The following is a 25,648-nucleotide window of genomic DNA, read 5'->3' on the forward strand; positions in this document are numbered from 1 at the left end:
GTTTGTCAGTCTTCCGAAACTTCTGATTGTGAATTCACCAGCGACACCGGCGCCACCTTCGGCCGCCCCGCCACCGACACCACCTCCTGGTCGATCGCGCCGAACAGCGAGCGGCCGTCGAGCCCCTTCATCTCGATGCGGATCGTGTCGCCGAACTTCATGAACTCGGTCACGGGCTCGCCGCCCTGGATGGTTTCGATGCAGCGCTTCTCGGCAATGCACGAGTAGCCCTTGGGCCAGTCCATGCGGCCATTCTTTTCCACGCCCTTGTTGCTCACGGTGCCGCTGCCGACGATGCTGCCGGCGCGCACGTTGCGGGTCTTGGCAATGTGGGCGATGAGCTGGCCGAAGTGAAAAGTCATCTCCGGCCCGGCGTCGCACATGCCGACCTTGCGGCCGTTCCAGCTGCTTTGCAGCGTCAGGTGCACGCGGCCGTTCTGCCAGGCCTCGCCGATCTCGTCGAGCGTCACGGCCACGGGGCTGAAGGCGGTGGCGGGCTTGCTCTGGAAGAAGCCGAAGCCTTTGGCCAGCTCGGCCGGAATCAGGTTGCGCAGGCTCACGTCGTTGGCCAGCATCACCAGGCGGATACCGTCGAGCGCCTGGTCGGACGTGGCGCCCATCTTCACGTCGCCGGTAATCACCGCAATCTCGGCCTCGAAGTCGATGCCCATGGCTTCGTTCGGCACCACGATGTCGTCGGTCGGGCCCAGGAAGTCGTCGCTGCCGCCCTGGTACATCAGCGGGTCTTGATAGAAGCTTTCAGGCACTTCGGCGTTGCGCGCCTTGCGCACCAGCTCGACGTGGTTCAGGTACGCCGAACCGTCGGCCCACTGGTAGGCGCGCGGCAGCGGTGCCATGCACATCGAGGGATCGAACGGAAAGGAATGGCGCGCGCGGCCGTTGTTGACCGCGTCGTACAGGTCCTGCAGCTGCGGGCTCATGAAGCCCCAGTCGTCCAGCACCTGCTGCAGCCGGCTGGCAATGCCGGTGGCGTAGTGGGCGAGCGTGAGGTCGCGCGAGACGACGACGAGCTGGCCGTCGCGCGAGCCGTCCTTCAGGGTGGCGAGTTTCATGGTGGCAAATGCGTGATGAAGGACACGGGGCGAACACGAGAGCCGGCGCCGCGCCCACTAAACTGGGTGAACGGGCGGCAGTGTACCGAGGTGCTCCTGGTGAACCTCGGCGCCGGCGCTCACTCCACACCTCATGCCGACGCTTGCCGCCTCCCCGTTTCCGTCAGTTGCGCCCCCGGCACGCCCGTCGTGGCGGGCGCTGGCCGGGCTGACGCTGGCGGTGGCGCTGGCTCACGTTCTGCTGCTGGGGCTGGCGCCCACGGCCATCGGTCCGGATCCTTCGCCGCTTGCGAACAAGTTCACCACCCGGACGATCGTGATCGCGCCGCCCGCACCGGAAAAGCCGGCCGCTGCCGCCGCAGCCGCCGCCCCGGCTGAGGCCAAGCCGCCGCCGCCCGCCAAACCTCGGCGGCCGCGCGAGCCTTCCAGGCCCCAACCAGCGGCAGCGGCGCCCGAGCCCATGCCAGTCCCGACGCCCCAGGTTTTCGAAGAGCCTCCGCCAGAAACGCGGGCTCTCACGGCGCAAACCGCTATCGATTCAGGAGCAACCACTCCTGAGCAGCCGTCAAGCGCTCCGGCGGGCGCTGCGCTGGGCGGCGCGGGCAGCACAAGCAACGCCGGCATCGGGGACGGAGGAGCCGCGGGCGCCGCGAGCGCAACGGCCGGCAATGTCGTCGGCCCGGAGGCGCTGCGCATTCCCGGCTCGGTCAAGCTCGCCTTCGCGGTCACCGGTCAACAGGGCGCCTCGCCGATGCAGGGCGTTTTCGGCGACCTGGCCTGGCTGCAGGACGGCAGCAGCTACGACGCGCGGCTTTCTCTCAAATTCCTGTTCAGGACGATCCGCAGCCAGCACAGCACCGGCAAGATCGGCCCCACCGGCATCGAGCCGGACCGCTTTTCGGAGGCCCGCAAGGGCGAGGTCGCTTCGCACTTCGTACGCGACCAGGGCCAGGTGATGTTCAGCAACAACGCGCCCAGCGTGCCCCTGCTGCCCGGCGCGCAAGACCGGCTCAGCGTGGTGATGCAGCTCGGCGGCATGCTGGCGGGCGACCCAGGGCGCTACCCGGCCGGCAGCCGCATTTCCATCCAGACGGTCGGCCCGCGCGATGCCGGCGTCTGGGTCTTCAACATCGAAGGCGAAGAGCAGATGACCGTTCCGGCCGGCGACTTTTCTGTGCGCAAGCTCACGCGCAGCCCCCGGCGCGAGTTCGACGACAAGATCGAAATCTGGCTGGCGCCGGCCCTTGGCTACCTGCCGGTGCGGATGAAACAGACACAGGCCAACGGCGACTTCGCCGACATGCAGTTGCGCGAATCCCTTCCGGCGGGGCCCTCGAACTAGCGCGAAAGTGGAGGAAACAAGCATAGGAATTAATGCGTTTTCTCTACAAAAAGACAACCGAGCTTGAAACTGGCGCGTTGATTGCTATCTAACCCCCATGAACGCCATCGACATCCTCACAGGCCCCGCAATGAACATGCTCTATGACTCAGAGTCCTTCGTCGTCGTGCACGTGCAGCCGAACGAAAGCGACACACCCGCCCAGCCCAATGTGCCGGTTCTGGAACGCCACGGCTTCGAAATCGTCGACAAGCGCTCGGGCAAAGAGGTTTACCTCGACGGTTCGTGGGCCGAACTGTTCCAGCAGCAAATAGCCGCCTGGCAGCTCAATACGCCCACCCAGGAAGAGGTCGAGGACACGCTCGAAGGCTATGCCGAACTGGCTCACACGCCGGTGCTGGTGCACTGAGCCCCTGCCGCCCGGGATAAAAAAAGCGCCTTTCGAGGCGCTTTTTTGCGCCCGCTCAGCCGTGGCCGCTCATTTCCGGCCGTAGATCCACCGGTACATCGGCCCGACCAGCAGCAGCACCGCCACCAGCCGGCACACCTGAAACGCCGTGACCACCGGCACCCCCAGCTGCAAGACCTTGGCGGTGATCGACATCTCGGCAATGCCGCCGGGCGAGGTGCCCAGGATCATCGTGGCCGGGTGCAGCCCCGTCGCCCGGGCCAGCAGCCACGCGGCGCCTGCGCACACCACCAGCATGACGACGGTGCCCAGCGCCACCGAACCCAGCCAGCGCGGCGCCGTGTACAAGAACTCGCGGCTGAAGCGCACGCCCAGGCTCACGGCAATCACCAGCTGCGCCGTGTTCGACATCCAGGTGGGCACGGCCGACAGCGCCTGGCCTGCGATGGTGAACCCCATGGCAACCACCAGCGGGCCCATGAACCAAGGGTTGGTGCGGCCCAGCGCACGCATCGCAAGGCCGCCGATGCCGGTGGCCAGCGCAAGCAGCAGGAGCCCGCTCGCATTCACCTCGCGCAACATGGGCGGATTGATTTCGAGCCCATGCAAGCCGCTCCACTGCATGGCGAACGGAATGGTGACGGTCACCACCACCAGGCGCAGGCTGTGCGCCGCGGCCACAAGGTCGGTGCGCGCGCCGGCCGATTCGGACAGCAGCGTCATCTCCGACGCACCGCCAATGGCGCCTGCGAAGTAAGTTGTCGCTCTCATGGATTTCTCCGGCACATGCGGCATGCGCTTGGCATGCAGCGCATGCAACCAGCGCCCGAAGCCCCAGCCGAGCAGCAAGGCCCAGGCAATGGCGAGCGCAATGGCCCACCAGACGCCGGCCACCAGCGCCACCACCTGCGGCGTGAAGTAGAGGCCCAGCGCAGTGCCGATGGTCCATTGCCCGGCATTGCGCAGCGGCGTGTAGCTGGCGGTGGGTGCGCCGGCAATCGATGCCAGCGACACCGCGAGCAGCGGACCGATCATCCATGGCAGGGGCGTGTGCAGGGCCAGGCAGACTTCCGCCGCGGCGAGTGCAAGCAACAGCGTGGCCAGCACGCGAACCGGAAAGCGAAGGGACACCACAGGAAAAAAGCGAAATTGGACGGCAAGGCGTGCGGGCGCCAACGCATAGTATGGCCCGATGCAATCCCAACCCTTCCCCGCGCGGGCTCCCCGATTCCTGGTCCCCCTGCTCGCCGCCGTCGTGCTGGCAGGGTGCTCCGCTTTTTCGCCCGGCCCCGATGCGCCCGTGGCAAAGCGCGCCGCGGCGCTGCTGCCGGCGGACGCGCTCATCCTGGGCGAGCAGCACGATGCGGCCGAGCACCACGCCATCGAGCGGGAAACCGTCGAGGCGCTGGCGAGCCAGGGCAAGCTGGCCGCACTGCTGCTCGAAATGGCAGAGGAGGGCAACAGCACCGCCCGCCTCGACCGCACGGCCACCGAAGCGCAGGTGCAAGCCGCCCTCGGCTGGAACGACAAGGCCTGGCCCTGGCGGAGCTACGGCCCGGCAGTGATGGCCGCCGTGCGCGCCGGTGTGCCGGTCATCGGGGCCAACATGCCGCGCGCTCGAATGAAGAACGCCATGGCCGACGTTTCGCTCGACGTACAGCTCAACGGCGAGGCCTACACCGCGCAGCAGGACGCCGTGCGCGAGGGCCACTGCAAGCTGCTGCCCGAAGCCCAGATCGTGCCCATGACGCGCATCCAGGTCGGGCGTGACCGCGCCATGGCGCAAGCCATCGTCAAGGCCCGGCAGCCGGGCAAGACGGTGCTGCTGATCAGCGGCGCAGGCCACGCCACCAAGGTGCTGGGGGTGCCGCAGCACTTGCCGACCGATGTTTCGGTCAAGACGGTGCGGCTGCAGGCCGGCGGCGATTCACCCGAGTCGGACGAAGACAACAAGGGCGCCTACGACGCCGTGTGGCGAACGCCCGCCCTGCCGCCCAAAGACTACTGCGCGGGCATGCGGGCCCCCGCGTAATCTGGGCGCCTGGCCCGGGCGTCCGGCGGCTCAGGCGAATTTCTTGATCGAATCGGCCAGCGTGTTGACCAGCGTGTCGATGTGCTGCTTTTCGACGATGTACGGCGGCGCAATCACCAGCACGTCGCCCGCGGGCCGCACCAGCGCGCCCTTGTGGAAGCAGTCCAAAAAGATGTCGTAGGCGCGCTTGCCCGGCGTGCCCGCAATCGGCGCAAGCTCCACCGCCGCGGCAAGGCCGAGGCTGCGGATGCCGATCACGTTCGGCAGGCCCTTGAATGCGCTGTGGAACGCATCGCCCAGCACCTTGCCCATTTCGCCCGCGCGCGCAAACAGCTTCTCTTCCCTGAACAGGTCGAGCGTGGCAATGGCCGCGGCGCAGGCCACCGGGTGGCCCGAGTAGGTATAGCCATGAAAAAACTCGACCACGTGCTCGGGCGCGTCGGTCTTCATCATCGCGTCGTAGAGCTTGTCGCGGCAGATCACGCCGCCCAGGGGAATGACGCCGTTGGTCACGCACTTGGCAAAGTTCAGCATGTCGGGCACCACGCCGAAATAGTCGGACGCGAAGTTGGTGCCCATGCGGCCGAAGCCGGTAATGACCTCGTCGAAGATCAGCAGGATGCCGTGCTTGTCGCAGATGGCGCGCAGCTTCTGCAGGTAGCCCTTGGGCGGCAGGTACCAGCCGGCCGAACCGGCCACCGGCTCGACGATGATCGCCGCGATATTGCTCGGGTCGTGCAGCGGAAGAATGCGGGTTTCCAGCTCGACCAGCGGGTCTTCGGCCCACACCGGTTCCTCGTTGTGGATGTAGGCATGATTCACCGGATCGTGGATGAAGCGCATGTGGTCCACGCGCGGCAGAAAGGCCGAGCCGAACACCTTGCGGTTGCCCGGGATGCCGCCCACCGACATGCCGCCGAAGCCCACGCCGTGGTAGCCCTTCTCGCGGCCGATGAACACGTTGCGGTGCCCTTCGCCGCGCGCGCGGTGGTAGGCCAGCGCCACCTTCATCGAGGTGTCGGCCGCCTCCGAGCCCGAATTGCAGAACAGCACCTTGTTCAGGTCGCCGGGCGCCAGCGAGGCGATCATCTCGGCCGCCTTGAAAGCCTTGTCGTTGCTGACCTGGAAGGCCGTGGCGTAGTCGAGCGTGTCGAGCTGCTTCTTGATCGCCTCGTTGATGGGCTTGCGGTTGTGGCCCGCGCCCACGCACCAGAGCGACGAGATGCCGTCGATCACCTTCTTGCCGTCGTGCGTGGTGAACTCCATGCCGTCGGCCGCGACGAAGACGCGCGGGTCTTTCTGGAAGTGGCGGTTGGGCGTGAAGGGCAACCACTGGTTGCCCATGTTGAAGTCCTGGTAGGCCATGCGTGCGTCCTTCTTGGTCTCGGTGGATGCTGGCCGCCCTTGCGGCGGCCGCCCGTGGCATTCTTGCACTTTTGCCACGAGACCGCCTCATGGCCGGCACTCAGTTGCCGATCAGTTGCCGATCACCATTGGTAGCCGGCCTGCAGCCTGCCGCCGAGCTGCGCGCTGTTGCCCGCCGCCGCGCTCAGGCCCGCGCCCACGCTCCAGCGCTCGTCGAGCTGGTAGGCAAAGGCCACGCCCAGCGCCGACTGCCCCGCGTAGTGCCCCACCGCCGCGCCCAGCCATTTGCGTCCCGGCGCGAGCAGCGGGATCGATGGCATGGCCATCGCCTGCGCCACGCCGCGCGCGGCAAAGTCGCGCGCCTGGCCATACGACACGGCCACCGCGCGCTCCATCTGCGCAAGGTTGACCGCGTCGCTCGCCGCCACGCCGGGCGCCACGTTGGTGATCTGCCGCTGGTAGCCCGTGGCCGCGTTGCCCACGCTCACGCTGTCGGGCCGGTCGGCCACGGAGCCCTGGCCCAGCGCCACTGCATTGCGCGCAGTGGCCGTGCTGCCGTCGCCCAGCGCCATGGCCCCGGCGGCAAGCGCCTTGGCGTTGCGGCCCACGGCCAGCGCACCGTTGCCGATGGCCTGCGAGCCGTTGCCTATCGCTGCAGCGCCCGCGCCCTCGGCACGTGCGGCCGCCTGGCCTTGCACCGAGCATTGCAGGGCACCACCATTGACTGTGCAGACGCCCAGCTGGCCATTGACCATGGCCTGTATCTGCACCGCCTGTTGCGCGATCTGCTGCGTGTTTTCCGTGATCTGCTGAGTGTTTTCCGTGATCTGCTGAGTGTGCTGCGTGATCTGCTGCGTGTGCTCGGCAATCTGTTCGGTGTGCTGCGTGATCTGCTGGGTGTTCTGGGTCACCTGTGTCGAGATCTGCTGCACTTGCGTGCCCTGCTGGCTCGCCAGGTTCAGCGCCTGCTCTGCCGTGTTCCTTACCGCATAGAGTTGGCTGCCGTTGACCGCATCCGTCGAGGTGGCCGTAACCGCGCCGGCGGTGACGCCGCTGATCCGCCCCGCGTTGGTGATCCCGCCGCCCAGGTTGTCGATGCCGCTCGCGGTCAGCCGTCCGCTCACCGAAGCATTGCCGTTCACCGAGAGGCTGCCGGCGTCCACATGGCCCGTCGCGCTGATGCCGTCGATGTTGATCAGGCTGCGGCGATCCGTCGTGCTGCCGAACGAAACCACGTTCTCGCGCCCGCCGTCCGTGCTGCCGGCGCCGATGGCGACCGAGCCCGCACCGCTCGAGCTGCTGCCCGTGCCGATAGCCACGCTGCTGAAACCCGATGCGAAGCTTGCCGTTCCGACGGCCAGCGCACTCATGTCCGTCGCCCTTGCGCCGGCGCCAAGCGCCAGCGCGAAATCGCTCGTGGCGAGGGCTGAGCGACCGAGCGCCGTTGCGCTGCGTCCAGTGGCGGTGGCCATGTCGCCCAGCGCCGTGCTGCCGTCGCCGCTCGCCTCGCTTTCGCGCCCGAATGCGGCAGATCCGGAACCGGATGCCAGCGCGCGATAGCCGACGGCCGATGCCGCCTCGCCCGTGGCATTGGCCACGTTGCCCACCGCGGTGGCCGAACCGCTCGACGCCACGGTGTTCGACCCTATGGCCGTGGCCGAGTTGGCGGTCGCACTGCTGCTGGAGCCCATCGCGGTGGCGCCGTTGCCGGCCGCGTTGCTGTTCGCACCGACTGCCGCGGCCGAAACCCCTGCCGCAGTGCTGCCGCGCCCAAGTGCCGTTGCCTGGCCGCCGCTTGCGCTGCTGTCGCGGCCGAGAGCCGTGTTTGCGCTGCTCAGGTCAATGCCGGCCTGCGAGCCCGCCCCACCCGCCATGTTGCCCTGGCAATCGTGCTGCACGATGTCGCGCTGCGCGCTGAAGCCCGAGTACGCGCCCTGGTCGGTGCTGCTGTAGAGCGTGCCGCCGGGGCAGGTGTTGGGGTTGAGCACTTGCGCGCCTGCCGGTGCGGCCGCCGCCGCGCAAAAGGCCAACGCAATGCCGGCCCCCAGCCGGCGCCTGCTTCGAAAGCGCATGGTTTCTTCTCCTCGGTCTTGTGTGTGTGAATGCCGCCCGTCCGAAGACGGAATCGTCCTTCGCGCCTGCCTCCGCCGCCTACCATGGCTTGTGGTAGCCTCCGCCGCCTCGCGATTCGACAAACCGTTCGATGGCGCCCAAGTCCCCGTTCTCACTCACCGATCCGGACTCCACGGCACTGGGCCTGCTGCGCCTTGCGCGCACTACCTCCTGTGAGCGCTTTTCACAGAAACTGCTCGAACGGCTGGTCGCGCTGATGGGCGCCGACCATGGCGCCATCAACATCTGGCATCCACGCAGCTTCGTGGCCTCGGTCGGCGTCGGCTACGACCTGTCCGGAATGAGCGCCGACTGGTACGCCATCGGCGGCGCCGAGCTCGACTTCACCACGCCCGCCATGCACGCACAGCCCCTGCGGGCGGTGTGCGTCAACGAGGACGATCCCCGCTGGAGGCAGAGCCATCCGTCATGGCGCAGCTTCCAGGCGCGCTACGGCATTCACCATCAGCTGGGCGTGTCCATCCCGTTCGAAGGCAGCGAAACCTTTGCGCATTGCTACCTGAACCGCGGGCCCGCATCGCCGCGCTACGGCACGGCCGAGGTCGACGCACTCACCGCGCTTGCGCCCGGCATCGGCGAGGCCCTGCTCATCAACCGGCTCTACGCCGGTGCGCGCCAGGGCCTCGAAGACACCGGCAGCGGAGACCAGCCGCTGGCCGTGACCGACAACGAAGGCTGGATCCTCTTTCCCAACGGCGACTTCTGCCGCGCGTGGCCGCGGCTCGCCGCAATCGCAAAGGTGTCGGAACCGCGCCTGCCCAAGTCATGGCTGGAGGGTGAGCGAGGCGCAATCCGCAAGCTGCATGCGGCCGGATGGCAGTGCGAAGTCACACCCGCACATGGCGGGCTGCGCGTGGCGCTGCGCCGCAATGCGCCAGGCACCGGCGCCATGCTCACGCCGCGGCAAACCGAGATCAGCCGCCTTTATTGCGCCGGCTATTCGGGCAAGGACATTGCCACGCGGCTGTCCGTATCGCCCGCCACCGTGCGCGTGCACTTGCGTGAAACCTATTCGAAGCTCGGGGTCACGAGCCGCAGCGCACTGCGCAGCGCCCTGGGGCTTTGAGCGCGCCCGGCGCCGGGCCGCGGCGCGCGCTGCGACAATCGGGGCCTCATGAGTGCATACATCCTGACCCTTTCCTGCCCGGACCGCGTGGGCATCGTGCATGCCGTTTCGGGCTTTCTGCTCGAGCGCGGCGGCAACATCGAGGAAGCCGCCCAGTACAACGACCACGACACGGGCCTGTTCTTCATGCGCGTGCGCTTTGCCTGCAGCGATCACACCGAGGCCGCGCTGCGCGAACAGCTAGCCACCTTTGGCGCCGGCTTTGGCATGAACCTGCAGCTGCACGCCGCGGCCCAGCCCATGAAGACGGTGATCCTGGTCAGCAAGGAAGGCCACTGCCTGAACGACCTGCTGTTCCGCTGGAAGAGCGGGCTGCTCGCCATCGACGTGCGCGCCATCATCTCGAACCATCGCGACTTCTACCAGCTGGCCGCCAGCTACAACGTGCCCTTCCATCACATTCCCGTGACGGCCGCCACCAAGGCCCAGGGCGAGGCAAAGCAACTGGAGATCATCGAGGCGGAAGGCGCCGAACTGGTGGTGCTCGCGCGCTATATGCAAATCTTGAGCAACGACCTGTGCAACAGCCTGGCCGGTCGTGCGATCAACATCCACCATTCGTTCCTGCCGAGCTTCAAGGGCGCCAAGCCCTACTACCAGGCGCACGACCGCGGCGTGAAGCTGATCGGCGCCACCGCCCACTACGTGACGGCCGACCTCGACGAGGGTCCGATCATCGAACAGGACGTGGCGCGCGCCGATCACACCGATACGGTCGAAGACCTCACGGCCCGCGGCCGCGACACCGAAAGCCAGGTGCTGGCCCGCGCGGTGAAGTGGCACAGCGAGCACCGCGTGCTGTTGAACGGGCACCGCACGGTCGTGTTCCGCTAGCGGCACCCCTGAACCTCAATCAGTTGCGATTGGGGTTGTTCGGACGACGGTCATGGCGGTTCGGCACGCCGTCGCCGTCACGGTCCCACTGGCCGCGGCGGTATTCCCAGCGGCCATCGCGTTCGCGCCATTCCGGCGCACGGTAGGCATAGCCCGGGCGGGCGCGCACATACATGCCGCGGACCCACACATGGCGTCCACCTCGCCATTCATAGTGCCCCGGGGCCCACACGTAGCCGCGGCGCGGGGGCGGCACGCGCTCGTACCGCGGCGGCGGCGGCGGCACCTCGACATAGACGCCGGGCTGCGCATGGGCTGCTGTCGGCACCATGAGCGCGCCTCCCGCGGAAAGCAGCGAAGCGGCACCGATCGAAAGCGTGATTGCTAGTTTTTTCATGGGTTGGCCCTCATGAGTTGTTGGAGCCTTCATGCTGCGGGGCCCATGTGAACCCCCTGTAAGCCCTACACCGGAGTTTGTGTAAACGTGTATCGCAAAAAGTAGTTCTTTGGTTAGCGCTTACTCTTGCAATTCGCGAAGATCCACCGCGGCTGCCATGGCGGCATGGCCGGCCTTGTTGGGATGCAGGTGGTCGCCGCTGTCATACAGGGGATTGAGTGCCAGGGGATCGGCGGGGCTGCGAAGCACCGCGTCGAAGTCGATCACCGCGTCGACATCGTGCCGGCTACGGATCCAGCGGTTGACCTCGGCGCGCATGGCCTCGGAAGCTTCGCTCCAGTACACGGTGTTCTTGAACGGCGGCACGGTGCCGATCAGCACCTTCACCCCCTTGGCGCGCGCCTGCTTGATCAGCTGCTGCAAGCCTTCGGTAATGCGCTGCGCCGTCGGCACCTCGTGCTCCGGCGTGGGCAGCCGCGCCATGCCGACCAGCACGCTGCGGCCGATGTCGTTGGTGCCCAGCAGCACGACGACATGGGTCACGCCCGTCTGCCCGAGCGCATCGCGCGCAAAGCGCGAAAGGCCGCTCGGGCCGATGCCGTCGGTCAGCAGGCGGTTGCCGCCAATGCCGGTGTTGATGACCGACACCGGCTGCGCCGCCGAAGGGCTGTTGCGCAAACGCGTGGCAAGCAGATCGGGATACGCGCCCTGGCCCGCCTCGCCGCCGCCGGCGGTGATGGAGTCGCCGAAGGCAACCACCACGCGAACCGGGTGCGTGGTCATGACATCGAGACCGGTGACGATGTGGTTGAGCGGCAGCGGCGCGGCCCCTTGCAACTTGGGCGTGCCAACGGCATTGCCACCCACCACCCAGCTCGTGTCGGACACCTGCGTGTGAACGGTCGCGTAAGGCACGGTTTGATCGAAGAAAGCGCTCACCGCAACGGCCTGTCCGGCTTCGACTTTCAGGTCGGCACCGTCGCTCCATGCATCGGCGCCCGGCGCAACGACCACGCTGTCGCGGCCGCCGAAGCGCAGGGTACGCAGCGTCGCCGGCGACACCGCGTCCGCGCCGGTGCTGAGCCCCACGCTCGCGGCCGCGATGCGCAGCGGGGCCTTGCCGAATCTGTTGGAAAAGCGGATGCGGATGCGATCGCCTCCCAGTGCGGTCTCGAACTGCTGGCGCAGCGTCTGCCCGCGGAATACGTCGCCGCCGGGCTTGGGCGCCGCAGCCTTGGCGAGAGGATTCGCACTCAGCTCCCGAAAATCCACCGGCGCAACGGCCCAGCTGGTCACCCAATGCGCCTCGACCGGCTGCTTCGGCCGTTCATCCGGCTGAACAGCCTGCACGGTGACCGCAGCGGCCAGCAGCAACAGCCCGACCGCGGCCACGCCATGCCGCAAAACACCTTGGCAAAGAACGGAAAGCCAATGCGAACCCAGTTTCATGCGCGCAAAGCGACTCAGTTTACGGAGCCTCCTTGCCCTCTCGTGTGACGAGGTCTAGTGCATCGTTACCAAGTGTCTACATACGGCCGGGCAACTTCAACCGAACGGCCGGCCGATGCAAGTCCACGCACCAGCCAGGTGCGTGTTTCGGCGGGATCGATCACCGCGTCGATCTCCAGCGTTTGCGCCATGTGAATCGCTTCGCCGTTGGCGTACTGCTGCGCCACGAGCTTCTTGAACAGCGCATCGCGCGCGGCACCTTCGGGCTCGGCGGCCAACTCCTTGCGGTAGCCCAGCCGCACCGCACCCTCGAGTCCCATGGCGCCGAACTCGCCCGTGGGCCACGCCACCGTGAACACCGGGGCATCGAAGCCACCAGCCGTCATCGCCTGCGCACCCAGGCCATAGCCCTTGCGCAGCACCACGGCAAAGAACGGCACGCGCAGGTGCGAGGCCACCATGAACATGCGGCACACGTGGCGCACCTGCGCCTGCGCCTCGATCTCCGGCCCGACCATGAAGCCGGGCGTGTCGCACAGCGAGACGATCGGCAACCCATGTGCGTTGCACAGCTGCATGAAGCGCGCGGACTTGTCGGCGGCCTCCACATCGATGGCGCCGCCCAGGTGATGCGGGTTACTGGCCATCAAGCCCACGGGCTTGCCCTCGATGCGCGCCAGCGCGGTAACGATGCCCGCGCCGAAGCCGGCGCGCAGCTCGAGCAGCGAGCCGGTGTCGGCCACGCCGCGCATTGCCGCGCGCACGTCGTACACGCGCAGCCGGTTCTCGGGCACCACGTGGCGCAGCGCGCGTTGGTCGGCGCAATGCCAGTCGGCCACGGGGCCCTGGAAGTACGAGAGGTATTGCTTGGCCGCGGCCACCGCGGCAGCTTCGTCTTCCACGAGGATGTCGATCACGCCGTTGCGCGACTGCACGCCGCTCGGCCCGATCTGTTCCGGCGCAAAGCTGCCAAGCCCGCCGCCCTCGATCATCGCGGGGCCGCTCATGCCGATGTTGCTTGCCTTGGTGGCAATGATCACGTCGGCGCAACCCAGCAGCGCCGCATTGCCCGCGAAGCAGCGGCCATGCACGATGCCCACCACCGGCACCTTGCCCGAGAGCGCCGCAAACTGACTGAAGGTGTGGTTGTTGAGGCCCGCGACGATCGGCATGTCGGTATCGCCCGGCCGGCCACCGCCGCCCTCGGCGAACAGCACCACCGGCAGCTTCAGCTGGTGCGCCACTGCCAGCAGCCGGTCGGTCTTGTGGTGGTTGCGCATGCCTTGCGTGCCGGCCAGCACCGTGTAGTCATAGGCCAGCACGGCGCAACGCGACTTCTCGAGGCCGAACAGCTTGGCGTTGATGCTGCCAAGGCCCGTCACCATGCCGTCTGCCGGTGTGTTCGCAATCAGGTCTTCGAGCGTGCGCCGCCTCGTTTGCGCGGCAATGGCAAGCGCGCCGTATTCAATGAAGTTGCCCGAGTCCGATGCGGTGTCGCACAGGTCCGCGATGTTCTCGCGCGCGGTGCGCCCGCCTTGCGCGTGCCGCTTGGCCACAGCTGCCTCACGGTTGGCGTCGAGTGTGTAGGCATGCCGGTCGATCACCTTCTGCAGATCGGGGCGGATGGCATCGAGGTCATGTCCAGCGTGTGCCTCGGCTTCGACCGCCTGCGCGTCGACGGGCTCCAGCCGCACCAGCGACTGGCCCTCGACCAGGTAGTCGCCGGGTTCGGCAAGCAGTGCGATTACCTTGCCCGCGGCGGGCGCATGCAACAGGTGCTCCATCTTCATGGCTTCGAGCACGCCAAGCTGCGCACCCGCGGGCAGCACATCGCCCAGCGCAACTTCGAACTGCACCAGCTTCGCGGGCATGGGGGCCTTGACCGTGAGGCCGTCTTCGTCATCCGAAGAACTTGCCTGCGCCGCGTTTCCTGTTTCCGATGCGGATGCGTTCTTTCTCGTGTTCTTCTTCTCGAACGCAACCGCCGCGGCGAGCAGGTCGCCAAGGTGCGCTTCCACGAAGCGCGTGTGCACCGCCTGGCTCGCGAACTCGGACCGCGCCGCAATGGCGCGCAGCAATGAGAGATTGGTCGCGATGCCGTCGATATGGCATTCGTCCAGCGCGCGAAGCGAGCGGCGCAACGCATCGGCGAAGTGCGGCGACGGCGAATGCACGATCAGCTTGGCAAGCAGCGTGTCGTAGTGCGGCGAGGGCGCAAGGTCTGCATAGCCATGCGTGTCGATGCGCACACCCGGCCCGGCCGGCAGGTCGAAGCGCGCGAGCGTGCCGCTCGAGGGCCGAGCATTGCCGTGCCCATCGAGCGTCTCCGCGTTGATGCGCCACTGCACCGCGAAGCCGCGCTGCGGCGCGGTGCGGTCCGCATCGATGCCCAGCGCGCTCAGGGGCTGGCCCGCGGCCACCGCGATCTGCAGCTGCACCAAGTCGAGCCCGCTCACCGCCTCGGTCACCGTGTGCTCCACCTGCAGCCGGGGGTTGGCTTCGATGAAGACGAAGGGCAGCGTGGCCGACTCGGTATCGACCAGAAATTCGAAAGTGCCGAGGCTCCGGTAGTTCACGGCCTTGGCCATGCGCAGCGCTGCATGCGTGACCTGTGCGCGAAGCGAGTCGGGCAGCGAAGGGCTGGGCGCAATCTCCACCAGCTTCTGGAAGCGCCGCTGCAAGGTGCACTCCCGCTCACCGAGGCTTGCCACGGACTGCCCGTCGCCCAGCACCTGCACTTCGATGTGGCGTGCATTGCGCATCAGGCGCTCCACGTATACGCCCTCGACACCGAACGCAGCCTTGGCCTCGGACATGCAGCGCGCATGCGCGTCCGGCAACTCTTCGGCATGGAGCACCGCGCGCATGCCGCGCCCGCCGCCACCGCCGATGGCCTTGATCATCACGCCCGCGCCTTGCGCCTGCTGCTCGGCAAAAAAAGCCTGCGCCTGCGCGAGCGTCACCGCGCCGGTGCTGCCCGGCATCACGGGCACGTCGCATTGCGCGGCGAGCGCACGCGCACGCGCCTTGTCGCCGAACAGTGCCAGCTGCTCGGGCGCCGGTCCAATGAAGACCAGCCCTGCCTCCGCGCAGGCCTGTGCAAAGTCTGCGCGCTCGCTCAGAAAGCCGTAGCCGGGGTGCACCGCATCGCAGCCCTGCGCTCGTGCAGCGGCGATCAGCGCGCCGATGTCGAGATACGCCGACGGGCCCGTGGCGTCGAGCGCGACGGCGGCATCGGCCAGCTGCACGTGCAGCGCGGATGCATCGTCGCGCGCATGCACAGCCACGCTGGCAATGCCCAGGTCGCGCAAAGCGCGCACCAGCCTCACGGCAATCTCGCCGCGGTTGGCAATCAGGATCTTGGAGAACAAGAGAGAACCTTTCAGGCTTTGTCTTTCAGCAGGCGCCGAAGCACCTTGCCCGCACCCGTGGTCGGCAACGCGTCGATGAAGCTCACGGCGCGCGGCGCCTTGTAGCTCGCCATGTTGTCGCGCGACCATGCAATGAGCGCGTCGGCATCGAGCGTGGCACCGGGCTTGCGCACGACGAAGGCCTTGACCACCTCGCCCTTCTCCGCGTCCGGCTGGGCGATGACCGCGGCCTGTGCCACCGCGGGGTGCTTGATGAGGATGGCTTCTACCTCTTCAGGAAACACGCTGTAGCCCGAGACCTTGATCATTTCCTTGAACCGGCCGATGAAGGTGAGGTACCCATCCGCGTCGAGCTTGCCCATGTCGCCGGTGTGCACCCATTTGCCGCGCAGCGTGGCCGCAGTGGCTTCGGGCTTGTTCCAGTAGCCCTTGAAGCAGCCGGGGCTGGTCAGCACGATCTCGCCGACCTCGCCGGTGGGCAGGTCGGCTTGCGTGTCGGGGTCGACGATGCGAATGGTCACGCCGGGCACTGCAATGCCTTGCGTGCCCCATCGTGGTGAGTGGTGCGGCGTGTAGGTGTCGCAGGTGTGGGTTTCGCTGAGCCCGTAGGCGGCCTCGAACGATGTGCAATTGGGCGCATGCGAGCGCCATTGCGCCGCCAGCGGTTCGGTAAAGGTAATGCCGAAGCTGGTCACCGGATTGCGCTTGAGGCTCGAGAGATCGAAGCTTGCGATGTCGGGCACCTGCATGCAGGCCACGTTCATCGGCGCAATGCTGTACCACCAGCTCACCTTGTGCTGTGCAATGGCTTGCAATGCGGCGCGCGGATCGAAGCGATGCAGCAGCACCGATGCGGCGCCACTGAGCACCGGCACGTTCACGCCCATCAGCATGCCGGCGATGTGATAGAGCGGTGCAATGGAAAGCAGCACGTCGTCGCCAGTCACGCCATTGCAATCGGCAGCAGCGCGCGTCTTGAAGAGCGCGTTGCCGTAAGTGAGCATTGCGCCCTTCGGCAAACCGGTGGTGCCCGATGTGTAGGTCATGAGCGCCACGTCGTCCAGTCCGATGCTCACGGGCTGCGGTGCGGCGCCGCTTTGCATCACGGAAAGAAAGTCTTCGCACCCTTCAGGCACGCTGCGAACCGAATTGCGTTCGGCAAGCAGCTCGGCCGGCAGATCGAGTGCGGAATTGGCAGGCAGCAGGTCGGCGTAGTGCACCACGAACACATGTTCGAGCGCACTCTCGGGCTGCACCTTGCGCACCACGGGCAAGAGCGGCGCGGCCGCGACGATCACGCGCGCCTTGAGGTCGTTGACCTGGTAGGCCAGCTCGTGCTCCTTGTTGAGCGGGCCGCTGGGGCAGACGATGGCGCCGATCTTCTGGATGCCGAAATGCGCCACCAGGTACTGCGGGCAGTTGTTGAGGAAGAGCACCACCGGCTCTCCCTTCTTCACGCCGATGGCTTGCAGCCGGGCCGCGAAGGCATCGCTCGCAAGGTCGAGCTGCGCCCACGTCATGACCTGGCCGTACCAGATGCACGCCGCGCTGTCGCCGCGCTCGCGTGCATGGGCGCGCAGGTATTCGTGCAGCGGTTGCTCTGGACGGGGTGGAAGCTCGCTCAACCCGCGAGCTGTTGCGGTTGTCTCCATGGCGTCACTTTCTCAGGGTTATCGATAGCCGCCTGCACGGGGCCGGCGCTTGCCAATGAGTGCATGGTGCACCAACAATCCTACCCATGGGTATAACTTCGGCGACACGGCACAAACCCTCTGGCGATGCCGATGCTTCGGCATCCACCACGGCACAGCCGCATCTGCCCCAAGGCACGGGCCGCCAGCGAGCAGCCACGCAGGGCACCGACCTGCAGCGCGAGCGCATCCTGCAGGCGGCGGCGCAGCTCTTTGCGGCGCAGGGCTATGCCAACACCACCATGGCGCAGATCGTTCGCGCGCTGGGCGTGACCAAGCCCTTTGTTTACTACTACTTTCGCGACAAGCAGGAGATCTTCGAAACGCTTTCCTGGCGACCTGCGGTCGACTGCTTCACCGCGCTCGACTTTGCGGCCAGCGATCCGCGCCGAGCGAGCGAAAAAGTGATCGAAGGTATCGAGCGGCTGATTCGCGCGACCGTTTCGCACCACCCCTGCGCATTTTTTGCGTACCGCGAGCCGCAGGTGTACCGGCCCGAATACATTGCGGCGCAGAAAAAGCTCGCGCACCACTTCTACGACCTGCTGTGCCCGCTGCTCGAAGAAGCGCGGCGCGATTGCGACCTGGACTTCACGGAAACCAAGATCACCGCGCTGGCCGCCTGCAGCCTGCCGGGTTTCCTCTACAGCTGGTACCGGCCGGACGGCCGCCTTTCGGCCGACGAAGTGGTCGCCGAACTCACGAAGCTGGCAAGCCGCGTGATCGGCCTTCGCGCCAAAGAAGCGCATTGAAGCGAAAGGCGCGCACGGCGCCCTCCGCGGAAGTTTCTTTTCAAACAACATCGGAGACACACTGACATGAAATCCAGGCACGCCCCCATCGCCCTTGCGGTACTGCTGGCCCTTGCGGGTACGGCACAGGCGCAGCAGCAGACCTACAAGATCGCGTACATCGATCCGCTCTCGGGCCCGTTCGCGAACGTGGGCGAGCTGATGCTGACGCACACGCAATACGCCATCGAAGAAGTCAACGCCAAGGGCGGTGTGCTCGGCGGTACCAAGCTGCAGTTGCTTCAGTTCGACAGCAAGCTCTCGGCGCAGGAGAGCCAGAGCGCACTGCAGGCAGCCATCGACCAGGGCGCCAAGGCCATCGTCACGGGCGGGTCGGGTTCATCGGTGGTGGCGGCGCTCGTTCAATCGGTCACACGCTGGAACCAGCGCAATCCGGGCAAGGAACTGATCGTGCTGAACCATTCGTCGATCGACCCCGAGATGACGGGCAAGACCTGCAGCTTCTGGCACTTTCAGACGGAGGCCAATACGGCGATGAAGATGAAGGCGCTGGCCAACTACATCAAGAAGACGCCCGAGGTGAAGAAGGTCTATCTGCTAAACCAGGAATATGCGCACGGCAAGCAATGGGCAAGCTACGGACGCCAGCTGGTGGGCCTTGCGCGGCCCGATGTGCAGTTCGTCGGCGAAACGTTGCATCCGATCGGCCGCGTGAAAGACTTTTCGCCTTATGTCGCGAACATCAAGCAGAGCGGCGCGGACTCGGTGATTACCGGCAACTGGGGGCAAGATATGACGTTGCTGCTCAAGGCCGCGGGAGACGCGGGCTACGACCTGCGTTATTTCAACCACAGCGCGGGTTCGGTACCGGGAACGGTGCTGGCGGTGTCGCAGGCCAAGCTGGGGCAGCTGACATGGGTTGCCGAATGGCACCCGGGCCAGGCCGATACACCGCGCGCGGATGCACTCGCAAAAGCCTACAAGGCCAAGACCGGAAAGGACTTTCTCGCGCCGCGCATCGACTTCACGCCGCGTCTCCTGGCAGCGGCTATCAACAAAGCCGGCAGCACGGACACGGTGAAGGTGGCGCGTGCACTCGAGGACCTGAGCTTCGACTCGGTGGTGGGGCCTGTGCGCATGCGCGGTGAGGACCATCAATTGCTGTTGCCGCAAGTGGTCAACACGATTGCGCCTGTGGATGGCAAGAGCGTGAAGGTGGGCTGGGAAGGGACCAACTACGGGTTCCGGACTGATGCCGTGTATACCGGGAACGAATTGGCTCAGGGGACTGACTGCAAGATGGTTCGGCCTTAGGCTTGGACTCTGGGCCGAAGTCCTTCAGGGCTTGTGCAAAGGCCACCGGGTACTCCCCTCCGCGAATGTCCCCCGGGGCTGCGCCCCTCCTCCTTTATTTCGCTGCGCGGAGCACCCGATGCCCTGTGCACCTGGGCACGCTGCTGGTGCTCCCCTGATCAACGACCGCTGTTTGCAACGCGCCCGTCGATGGGGTGCCTTGCGCAGCGAAATAAAGGAGGAGGCCGCAGGCCGGGGGACATTCGCGGAGAAAGGTACCCCGTCGGCGGGTGCGCCGCCCTGAACCTGAACCGTCCCGGCCTCCCTAAGGTAAACCCCGTCTGCCTCGCCCTCACGCCCCCGAGATACTCCGGAAGTCACACCCCGGACACCCCGAAGCGGGTCCACTCCAAAGGCGCAAACCCATGGCAGGCAAGAACTCGCTCCATCCGATCCCTCATCCGGCGAAGAAGCCATTCGTCGGCAACCTGCTGTCGATCGGGTCCGACTCTCCCGTGCTGGACATGTGGCGGATCGCGCAGGAGCTTGGCGGGATCTACTGGCTCGACATGCCGGGCATGCCGGTGATCGTGGTGTCGTCGCCCGCGCTGGTCGACGAACTGTGCGAAGAGGCGCGCTTCGACAAGAGCACGCGGGGTGCGCTGCGCCGGTTGCGGGCCGCATCGCACGGGCTGTTCACCTCCGACACGCATGAAGAAACCTGGTCCAAGCCGCACAACATCCTGTTGGCCAACTTCAGCCAGCGCGCAATGCAGGCGTATCACCCGATGATGCTGGACATTGCGAGCCAGCTGGTCACCAAGTGGGAGCGCCTGAACTTTGATGAAGAGGTGGACGTGGTGCGCGACATGACCGCGCTCACGCTCGACACCATCGGCCTGTGCGGCTTTGGCTACCGCTTCAACTCGTTCTACCGCGAAGGTTTTCATCCCTTTGTCGATGCGATGGTGCGCACGCTCGAAACGGTGCAGAACCGCCGCGGCCTGCCGCTCGAGGAGCTCATGCTCAAGAAGGAGCTTGCGCAGCAGCGCAAGGACATCCGCTACATGCACAAGATGGTGGAAGACATCATCGAGGAGCGGCGAGCGAGCGGCGCCGACATTGCCACCAAGCCCGATCTTTTGAGCTACATGATTGCGGGCGTGGACAAGAAAAGCGGCGAGCAGCTCACCGACAGGATGATCCGCGACGAGTGCATCGAGTTTCTTATCGCGGGGCACGAGACCACCAGCGGCCTGCTCTCCTTTGCCATCTACTTCCTGCTCAACAACCCCGAGGCCATGGCCAAGGCGCAGGCCGAGGTCGACAGCGTGCTGGGCGGCGACACCTCGCAGAAGCCCACCTATGCGCAGGTGAACCGGCTGACCTACGTGCTGCAGGTGCTGAAGGAGTCGCTGCGCCTGTACCCGACCGCGCCCGCGATCTCGATGCGCGCGAAGGAAGACACCACGATTGGCGGGCAGTACACGATCAAGAAGAACAACATGGTCATCATGCATGCGCTCGCGCTGCATCGCGACAAAAGCATCTGGGGCGAGAACGCCGACCGGTTCAACCCCGACAACTTCAGCCGCGAAGCCGAGCGCGAGCGGCCGGTCAACGCCTTCAAGCCCTTCGGCAACGGGCAGCGCGCCTGCATCGGGCGCCAGTTCGCGCTGCAGGAGGCGGTGCTCACGCTGGGCATGATCCTGCAGCGCTTCAACCTGGTCGATCACACGGGCTACAAGCTCAAGATCAAGGAAGCGCTGACGATCAAGCCCGAAGACTTCAAGATCAAGGCGCTGCTGCGCGACCCCGCCTCGCGCCCGCGTAACAACGGCGAGATTTCCGCCGCCGCGCCCGATGCGCCCACCAAGCCCGCAGGGCGCAAGCCGCAGGCCGCGCGCCACGGCACCTCGCTGCTGGTGCTGCAGGGCTCCAACCTGGGCACGGCCGAAGACCTGGCGCGCCAGCTGGCCGAGGCCGGCGAGCTGCGCGGCTTCTCCACGCAAGTCGCTTCGCTCGACGACTATGCCGAGCGGCTGCCGGCGAATGGCGCGGTGGCGATCGTCTGCGCCTCTTACAACGGTGTGGCGCCGGACAACGCGGCCGAATTCCATCGCTGGCTCGACAAGGCGGACGACTCGCTCAACGGCGTGCGCTTCAGCGTGTTCGGCTGCGGCAATACCGATTGGGCCGCCACCTACCAGGCGGTGCCGCGGCGCATCGACGAGCGGCTCCAGGCACTTGGCGCCACGCGCGTGCATCCGCGCGGCGAAGGCGATGCGCGCGAAGACATGGACGGCGCGTTCCAGGATTGGAGCGACGCGCTCTGGCCCGAGCTGGTGAAGACCTTCGGCATCCAAGCCGGCGCCGACACGCCCGCCGAGGCCGAGCCGCTCTACACGCTCGAAGAACTGCCGCCGCCGCAGAAGAACGCGCTGGTCGATGCGCTCGGCGCCGTGGCGCTGCGCGTGGCGGAAAACCGCGAACTGCAAAGCCCCGGCGGCGATGCGGGAAGCAGCCGCTCCACCCGCCATGTCGAGCTGATGCTGCCCGAGGGCCTGAACTACGTGCCCGGCGATCACCTGAGCGTGGTGCCGCGCAACAGCCCCGCGCAGGTGGAGCGCGCGATGGCCCGCTTCGGGTTCGACCGCTCCGCGCATGTGCGGCTGCATGCCGCGGCCGGCCGCAAGGCGGCCCTGCCGGTCGACCAGGTGGTGGCGGTCGACCGCCTGCTGGGCGACTACGTCGAGCTTCAGGACGTGGCCACGCGAAAGCAGATTGCCACGCTCGCGGCCTACACCGAGTGCCCTTTCACCAAGCCCAGGCTCACGGCGCTCTCCGGCAGCGACGAAGCTTCGCAGGCCGCCTACAGGGCCGAGGTGCTGCACAAGCGCAAGTCGCTGCTCGACCTGCTCGAGGAGCACCGCGCCTGCCAGGTGCCGTTCGCGGTGTTTCTTGAAATGCTGTCGCCGCTCTCGCCGCGGTATTACTCGATTTCGTCGTCGCCCTCGATGACGCCGGGGCGGTGCAACGTCACGGTGGGCGTGGTGAGCGCACCGGCGCTTTCGGGCAACGGCACCTTCGAGGGCGTGTGCTCCAACTACCTGGCGCGCGCCGAAGCGGGCGACACGGTGCACGGCGTGATCCGCGAAACCACGGCCGAGGGCTTTCGCCTGCCGGAGGATGCGCAGCGCCCGCTCATCATGATCGGCCCCGGCACCGGCCTTGCGCCGTTTCGCGGCTTTCTGCAGGAGCGTGCGGCACAGGTCGAACGCGGTGAAGCGCTGGGCGATGCGATGCTGTTCTTCGGCTGCCGGCACCCGGAGCAGGATTTCATTTATGCAGAAGAACTCAAGGCCTGGTCGCACCGCGGGTTGATGAAGCTGCACACGGCCTTCTCACGCTCAGGCGAACGCAAGGTGTATGTGCAGGACCTCATCCGCGAGCAGGGCGCGGCCGTGTGGAAGCTGCTGGAAGCAGGCGCGGTGATCTATGTGTGCGGCGATGGTTCGCGCATGGAGCCCGACGTGCGGCGCACGCTCGCCGACCTGGCCCGCGAGCATGGGCACGACGGCAATGCCTGGATGGACAGGATGATTGCCGACCAGCGCTACGTGCTGGACGTGTGGGCCGGGGCCTAGCCCCTGTGGCTCAGCTCAGATCTCGCGGTCTGGATCGGGATAGACCAGCGGCCCGAGCAGGCCGCGGTTGAAGGGCTTCCACTTGCCCTCCGGCTGCGCAAGGCGGTCGGCCACCGCGTAGAGCACGGCGGGGTGGCCGCCAAGCCCCAGGTGGCTTGCCACCACTTCGATGTTCTCCGCCTTGGGCCCAGGCTTCTCGAGGCTGCAGCGCCATGCGACGACACCGTCGGTGCGGCTGAAGATCGACGTGGTGGGCACCGGCGGCGTGGGTTGCACGAACTTCATGCGGCGCGGGTCGTGCGAGCTTTGGCCGCTCACGCCTTCGTACACCCGCCATGCGTTTGTGGCGCGCGGGCTGCCGGAGAACGGGCTGCCCAGGGTGATGACGTTGCGCACCAGATCGGGCTGCGCGGACGCGAGAAGCCGCGCATAGATTCCGCCCAAGCTCCAGCCGATCACGCTGACCTTCTGGCCGCTCTTTTCATGCAGCGACTTGAGGAGCGCCAGCATGCCGTCTTCCACGCCTTCGCGCGGACCGAAGTTGCGGCCCAGGCCCCAGCCGTGCGCGTCGTAACCGCGGCTGCGCAGGTAGCGGCGCAGCAGCAGCGTGGAGCCGTCGCCCGCCACGAGCCCCGGCAACACGATCACCGGGTGCCCGTCGCCGCGCGGCGTGAGCTGCAGCAGCGGCCACATCGCAACGCCGGCACCTGTTTCCCAGAGCGCGCGTGCTTCGGCCAGCATCAGCAGGCCCGACGGTGGCGCAATGTGGTCTCGGGTGGCTGTGGTCATGAGGACGGCGTTCCTTTTCTGTTTCGCTGTTGTGTGGGACGAGCATGGCGAACGAAAGTTTCACCGCCTCGTCGGACAACAGCGATGTTTATCCGAGGTATTTGCCCCGCAGGTAATCAAGGTAAGCCCTCGATTCGCTGGAAACATACGGGGAAATCAAGGTGAGCGTGTAAAAAGCCGCGAGCCCCGGGTCGGCCTGTGCGAGTGCATCGCGCCCCGGCACCAGCCGTTCGAACGAGAGCCAGCAGGTGGTGGTGAAAACCATCTGCAACGCCAGGATGCGCGCCTGCTCCGCGCTGGTCTGGATGACGCCCGAGGCCACCAGCCCTTCGCAAAGCGCTTGGGCCGCGAGCAGGTTCTGCGCGGTGAGCGCCTGCGCGCGCTGGCCGAGCGCAGGGTATTCGCCGGCCAGGAAAGCCATGTCGCGATAGATGAACCGGTATTCGTCGATGGCCTCGAAGCGCAGGTGCAGTGCGAGCCAGAGATCGTCGATGGCGGCAATCGAATCCGAAGACCCGTTGAGCACCTCGAGCCGCTGCTCGAAGCGCCGGAACAGCCATTCGACGATCAGCTGCTTGGCCTTGAAGTGATAGTGCAGGTTGCCCGGGCTCATGCCGAGCTCGGCCGCAATCTTGTGGGTGGACACCGCCGCGAGGCCTTCCGCATTGAACAGCGCAAGGCTGGTCTGCAGGATGCGATCGCGCGTGGTGTTGGAACTGGCCACAACCGGCTGGTGCGTGCGTCGGTGTTCGCTGGGCTTGGGGCTCAGCGCCTGCCGCTGCCGCGCGGGCTGGCGTTCTTTGGTTCGAGCTCGGCAAGGCGCTCGCGCAGCCGGGCCACTTCTGCATGCAGTGCCTGCACCTCTTGCGCGCTGGGCATGCCGAGCCGCTCGAGAGCGGTCGCCACGCGCTGGTCGAACACGTCTTCGAATTTGCGCAGGCCGAAACTGTCGAGGCTCGGAAAGCCGCGCGTGAGCGGGGCCTTGGTGGCGCCAGCGGTTGAGTCGAACTTGCCTTGGCCGATGCCGAGCAGGCCTTCGATCACATTGGCCTGGCGCTTGGCGACGTCGTCGCGCACATTGCCGAGTGCCTTGAGGCCCGCGCGAAGCAGGCCCTCGGCCCCACCGGTCTTTTCGGCCGGCCGGGCCTTGGATGGTGTGACAGCAGCGGATTTCTTCTTTGCCGCCGCAGCCGTTTTCCTGGCTGCGGGCACCTTCTTGGCCGCGGAGGCTTTCTTCGCAGGCGCCGCCCTCTTCTTCTTCAGATCGTCAGCCGGATCGGTCGAACGGGGTCGGGTCGCCATGCGTTGTTTGCTCCAGGATCAGGTCAGGCTGCCTTGCGGGCGGCGGTGCGGCGAACCGGCTTCTTGGCGGCGGCCGCCTTGGCCTTCACGGTGCGCACGGGCTTGGCTTCTTCGGTGCCGCTCACGCGCACTTCGATCTGCTTGGCACCGGCCGCGACCTTGTCGGCAATTTGCACCGACACGTTGGCGATCGGCTGGTTCAGCGCGTTGAAGGTCTTGACCACCGAGGTGACCACGGGCGACTCGACGCCTGCCACGCGGCCGGCCACGGCTTCGATGCCGCTGGTGGTGCCCGCAGCGACGCGGTCCATCACCGAGACGATGCGGCCGGTGTCGATGTCCAGGCGGTTGGCCAGGAAGCCGTTGATCTTTTCCTGTGCGCCGATCAGGTTGGCCTTGACCTGCTCGCTCACCAGCGGAATCTGGCGGCTGCCCAGGAATTCGCTGTAACGCGAAGCAGCGCCGCCCAGCAGGCGATGCACGCCGGCGCGATAGGCACCCACCAGGGTTTTGCCGGCGTCGTTGTACTGGCCGATGACGTGGATGGCGGCGGAAGAGAAAGAGGCTTGCGTGGTCATGTGTCGATTTCCTGGAAGTTGGACGTTCGCGGGATTCGCGATGGGGTGATCTTCTTCCGGAGTGC

Annotated in this window: 20 protein-coding genes; 8 read left to right on the plus strand and 12 right to left on the minus strand. The window is 66.7% G+C overall.

Annotated elements, in window-relative coordinates:
• Positions 1-5: 5 nt before the first annotated feature.
• The gene (locus tag EJI00_RS15025) at positions 6-1,073 is read right to left on the minus strand and encodes a fumarylacetoacetate hydrolase family protein (protein ID WP_126748305.1); all 1,068 of its coding nucleotides are present in this window, start codon (positions 1,071-1,073) and stop codon (positions 6-8) included.
• A 133-nt stretch (positions 1,074-1,206) separates the two neighbouring features.
• On the opposite strand from EJI00_RS15025, the gene EJI00_RS15030 reads away from it, so the two are divergent.
• Both EJI00_RS15030 and EJI00_RS15035 read left to right on the plus strand, forming a co-directional pair.
• Positions 1,207-2,415 (plus strand): DUF3108 domain-containing protein, encoded by a 1,209-nt coding sequence (locus tag EJI00_RS15030; RefSeq protein WP_126748306.1) that lies wholly within the window; start codon positions 1,207-1,209, stop codon positions 2,413-2,415.
• A gap of 97 nt (positions 2,416-2,512) precedes the next feature.
• Positions 2,513-2,824: a DUF3567 domain-containing protein gene (locus EJI00_RS15035; RefSeq protein ID WP_093017097.1), complete on the plus strand. Its 312-nt coding sequence runs from the start codon at positions 2,513-2,515 to the stop codon at positions 2,822-2,824.
• Positions 2,825-2,893: 69 nt separating this feature from the next.
• Here EJI00_RS15035 and EJI00_RS15040 read toward each other — a convergent pair whose 3' ends face one another.
• A complete protein-coding gene (locus EJI00_RS15040; RefSeq protein WP_126748307.1) occupies positions 2,894-3,955 on the minus strand; it encodes an AbrB family transcriptional regulator in 1,062 nt (353 codons plus the stop codon).
• Positions 3,956-4,016: 61 nt separating this feature from the next.
• Here EJI00_RS15040 and EJI00_RS15045 point away from each other — a divergent pair, with 61 nt between their 5' ends.
• Complete coding sequence (locus EJI00_RS15045) at positions 4,017-4,856, plus strand: ChaN family lipoprotein (protein WP_126748308.1); 840 nt, start codon at positions 4,017-4,019, stop codon at positions 4,854-4,856.
• A 30-nt stretch (positions 4,857-4,886) separates the two neighbouring features.
• Here EJI00_RS15045 and EJI00_RS15050 read toward each other — a convergent pair whose 3' ends face one another.
• Positions 4,887-6,221, minus strand: a complete 1,335-nt coding sequence (locus EJI00_RS15050) for an aminotransferase class III-fold pyridoxal phosphate-dependent enzyme (RefSeq protein ID WP_126748309.1) — start codon at positions 6,219-6,221, stop codon at positions 4,887-4,889.
• A gap of 122 nt (positions 6,222-6,343) precedes the next feature.
• Complete coding sequence (locus tag EJI00_RS15055) at positions 6,344-8,293, minus strand: YadA family autotransporter adhesin (RefSeq protein ID WP_126748310.1); 1,950 nt, start codon at positions 8,291-8,293, stop codon at positions 6,344-6,346.
• Positions 8,294-8,424: 131 nt separating this feature from the next.
• On the opposite strand from EJI00_RS15055, the gene EJI00_RS15060 reads away from it, so the two are divergent.
• Both EJI00_RS15060 and purU read left to right on the plus strand, forming a co-directional pair.
• Positions 8,425-9,420, plus strand: a complete 996-nt coding sequence (locus EJI00_RS15060; protein ID WP_126748311.1) for a LuxR C-terminal-related transcriptional regulator — start codon at positions 8,425-8,427, stop codon at positions 9,418-9,420.
• Positions 9,421-9,468: 48 nt separating this feature from the next.
• Positions 9,469-10,314, plus strand: coding sequence for a formyltetrahydrofolate deformylase (gene purU, locus EJI00_RS15065; protein WP_126748312.1), 846 nt, complete (start codon positions 9,469-9,471; stop codon positions 10,312-10,314).
• 19 nt (positions 10,315-10,333) lie between these two features.
• Here the strand turns inward: purU and EJI00_RS15070 are convergent, their stop codons facing one another.
• The 4 genes from EJI00_RS15070 to EJI00_RS15085 all read right to left on the minus strand — a co-directional run bounded on the left by EJI00_RS15070 (position 10,334) and on the right by EJI00_RS15085 (position 17,183).
• On the minus strand, positions 10,334-10,711 hold the full coding sequence (locus tag EJI00_RS15070; RefSeq protein WP_126748313.1) for a YXWGXW repeat-containing protein: 378 nt from the start codon (positions 10,709-10,711) through the stop codon (positions 10,334-10,336).
• A gap of 120 nt (positions 10,712-10,831) precedes the next feature.
• Complete coding sequence (locus EJI00_RS15075; RefSeq protein ID WP_260590730.1) at positions 10,832-12,160, minus strand: GDSL-type esterase/lipase family protein; 1,329 nt, start codon at positions 12,158-12,160, stop codon at positions 10,832-10,834.
• A gap of 65 nt (positions 12,161-12,225) precedes the next feature.
• Positions 12,226-15,531, minus strand: a complete 3,306-nt coding sequence (locus EJI00_RS15080) for a carboxyl transferase domain-containing protein (protein WP_126748314.1) — start codon at positions 15,529-15,531, stop codon at positions 12,226-12,228.
• An 11-nt stretch (positions 15,532-15,542) separates the two neighbouring features.
• Positions 15,543-17,183 (minus strand): AMP-binding protein, encoded by a 1,641-nt coding sequence (locus tag EJI00_RS15085; RefSeq protein ID WP_260590731.1) that lies wholly within the window; start codon positions 17,181-17,183, stop codon positions 15,543-15,545.
• An 86-nt stretch (positions 17,184-17,269) separates the two neighbouring features.
• On the opposite strand from EJI00_RS15085, the gene EJI00_RS15090 reads away from it, so the two are divergent.
• The 3 genes from EJI00_RS15090 to EJI00_RS15100 all read left to right on the plus strand — a co-directional run bounded on the left by EJI00_RS15090 (position 17,270) and on the right by EJI00_RS15100 (position 22,914).
• Positions 17,270-17,974 (plus strand): TetR/AcrR family transcriptional regulator, encoded by a 705-nt coding sequence (locus tag EJI00_RS15090; RefSeq protein ID WP_126748315.1) that lies wholly within the window; start codon positions 17,270-17,272, stop codon positions 17,972-17,974.
• Positions 17,975-18,040: 66 nt separating this feature from the next.
• Complete coding sequence (locus EJI00_RS15095; protein WP_126748316.1) at positions 18,041-19,288, plus strand: branched-chain amino acid ABC transporter substrate-binding protein; 1,248 nt, start codon at positions 18,041-18,043, stop codon at positions 19,286-19,288.
• A 404-nt stretch (positions 19,289-19,692) separates the two neighbouring features.
• A complete protein-coding gene (locus tag EJI00_RS15100; protein ID WP_126748317.1) occupies positions 19,693-22,914 on the plus strand; it encodes a bifunctional cytochrome P450/NADPH--P450 reductase in 3,222 nt (1,073 codons plus the stop codon).
• A gap of 15 nt (positions 22,915-22,929) precedes the next feature.
• Here EJI00_RS15100 and EJI00_RS15105 read toward each other — a convergent pair whose 3' ends face one another.
• The 4 genes from EJI00_RS15105 to EJI00_RS15120 all read right to left on the minus strand — a co-directional run bounded on the left by EJI00_RS15105 (position 22,930) and on the right by EJI00_RS15120 (position 25,583).
• Positions 22,930-23,703, minus strand: a complete 774-nt coding sequence (locus EJI00_RS15105) for an esterase/lipase family protein (RefSeq protein ID WP_126748318.1) — start codon at positions 23,701-23,703, stop codon at positions 22,930-22,932.
• An 88-nt stretch (positions 23,704-23,791) separates the two neighbouring features.
• Positions 23,792-24,427 carry a TetR/AcrR family transcriptional regulator gene (locus EJI00_RS15110; protein ID WP_126748319.1) on the minus strand — a complete coding sequence of 212 codons (636 nt, stop codon included), beginning with the start codon at positions 24,425-24,427 and terminating at the stop codon, positions 23,792-23,794.
• Between the two features lie 41 nt (positions 24,428-24,468).
• Positions 24,469-25,005 carry a phasin family protein gene (locus EJI00_RS15115; protein WP_126748320.1) on the minus strand — a complete coding sequence of 179 codons (537 nt, stop codon included), beginning with the start codon at positions 25,003-25,005 and terminating at the stop codon, positions 24,469-24,471.
• Positions 25,006-25,028: 23 nt separating this feature from the next.
• Complete coding sequence (locus tag EJI00_RS15120; protein ID WP_126748321.1) at positions 25,029-25,583, minus strand: hypothetical protein; 555 nt, start codon at positions 25,581-25,583, stop codon at positions 25,029-25,031.
• Positions 25,584-25,648: the final 65 nt, after the last annotated feature.

Origin of the sequence: Variovorax sp. DXTD-1, assembly GCF_003984625.1 — a bacterium.
Classification (GTDB): domain Bacteria; phylum Pseudomonadota; class Gammaproteobacteria; order Burkholderiales; family Burkholderiaceae_C; genus Variovorax.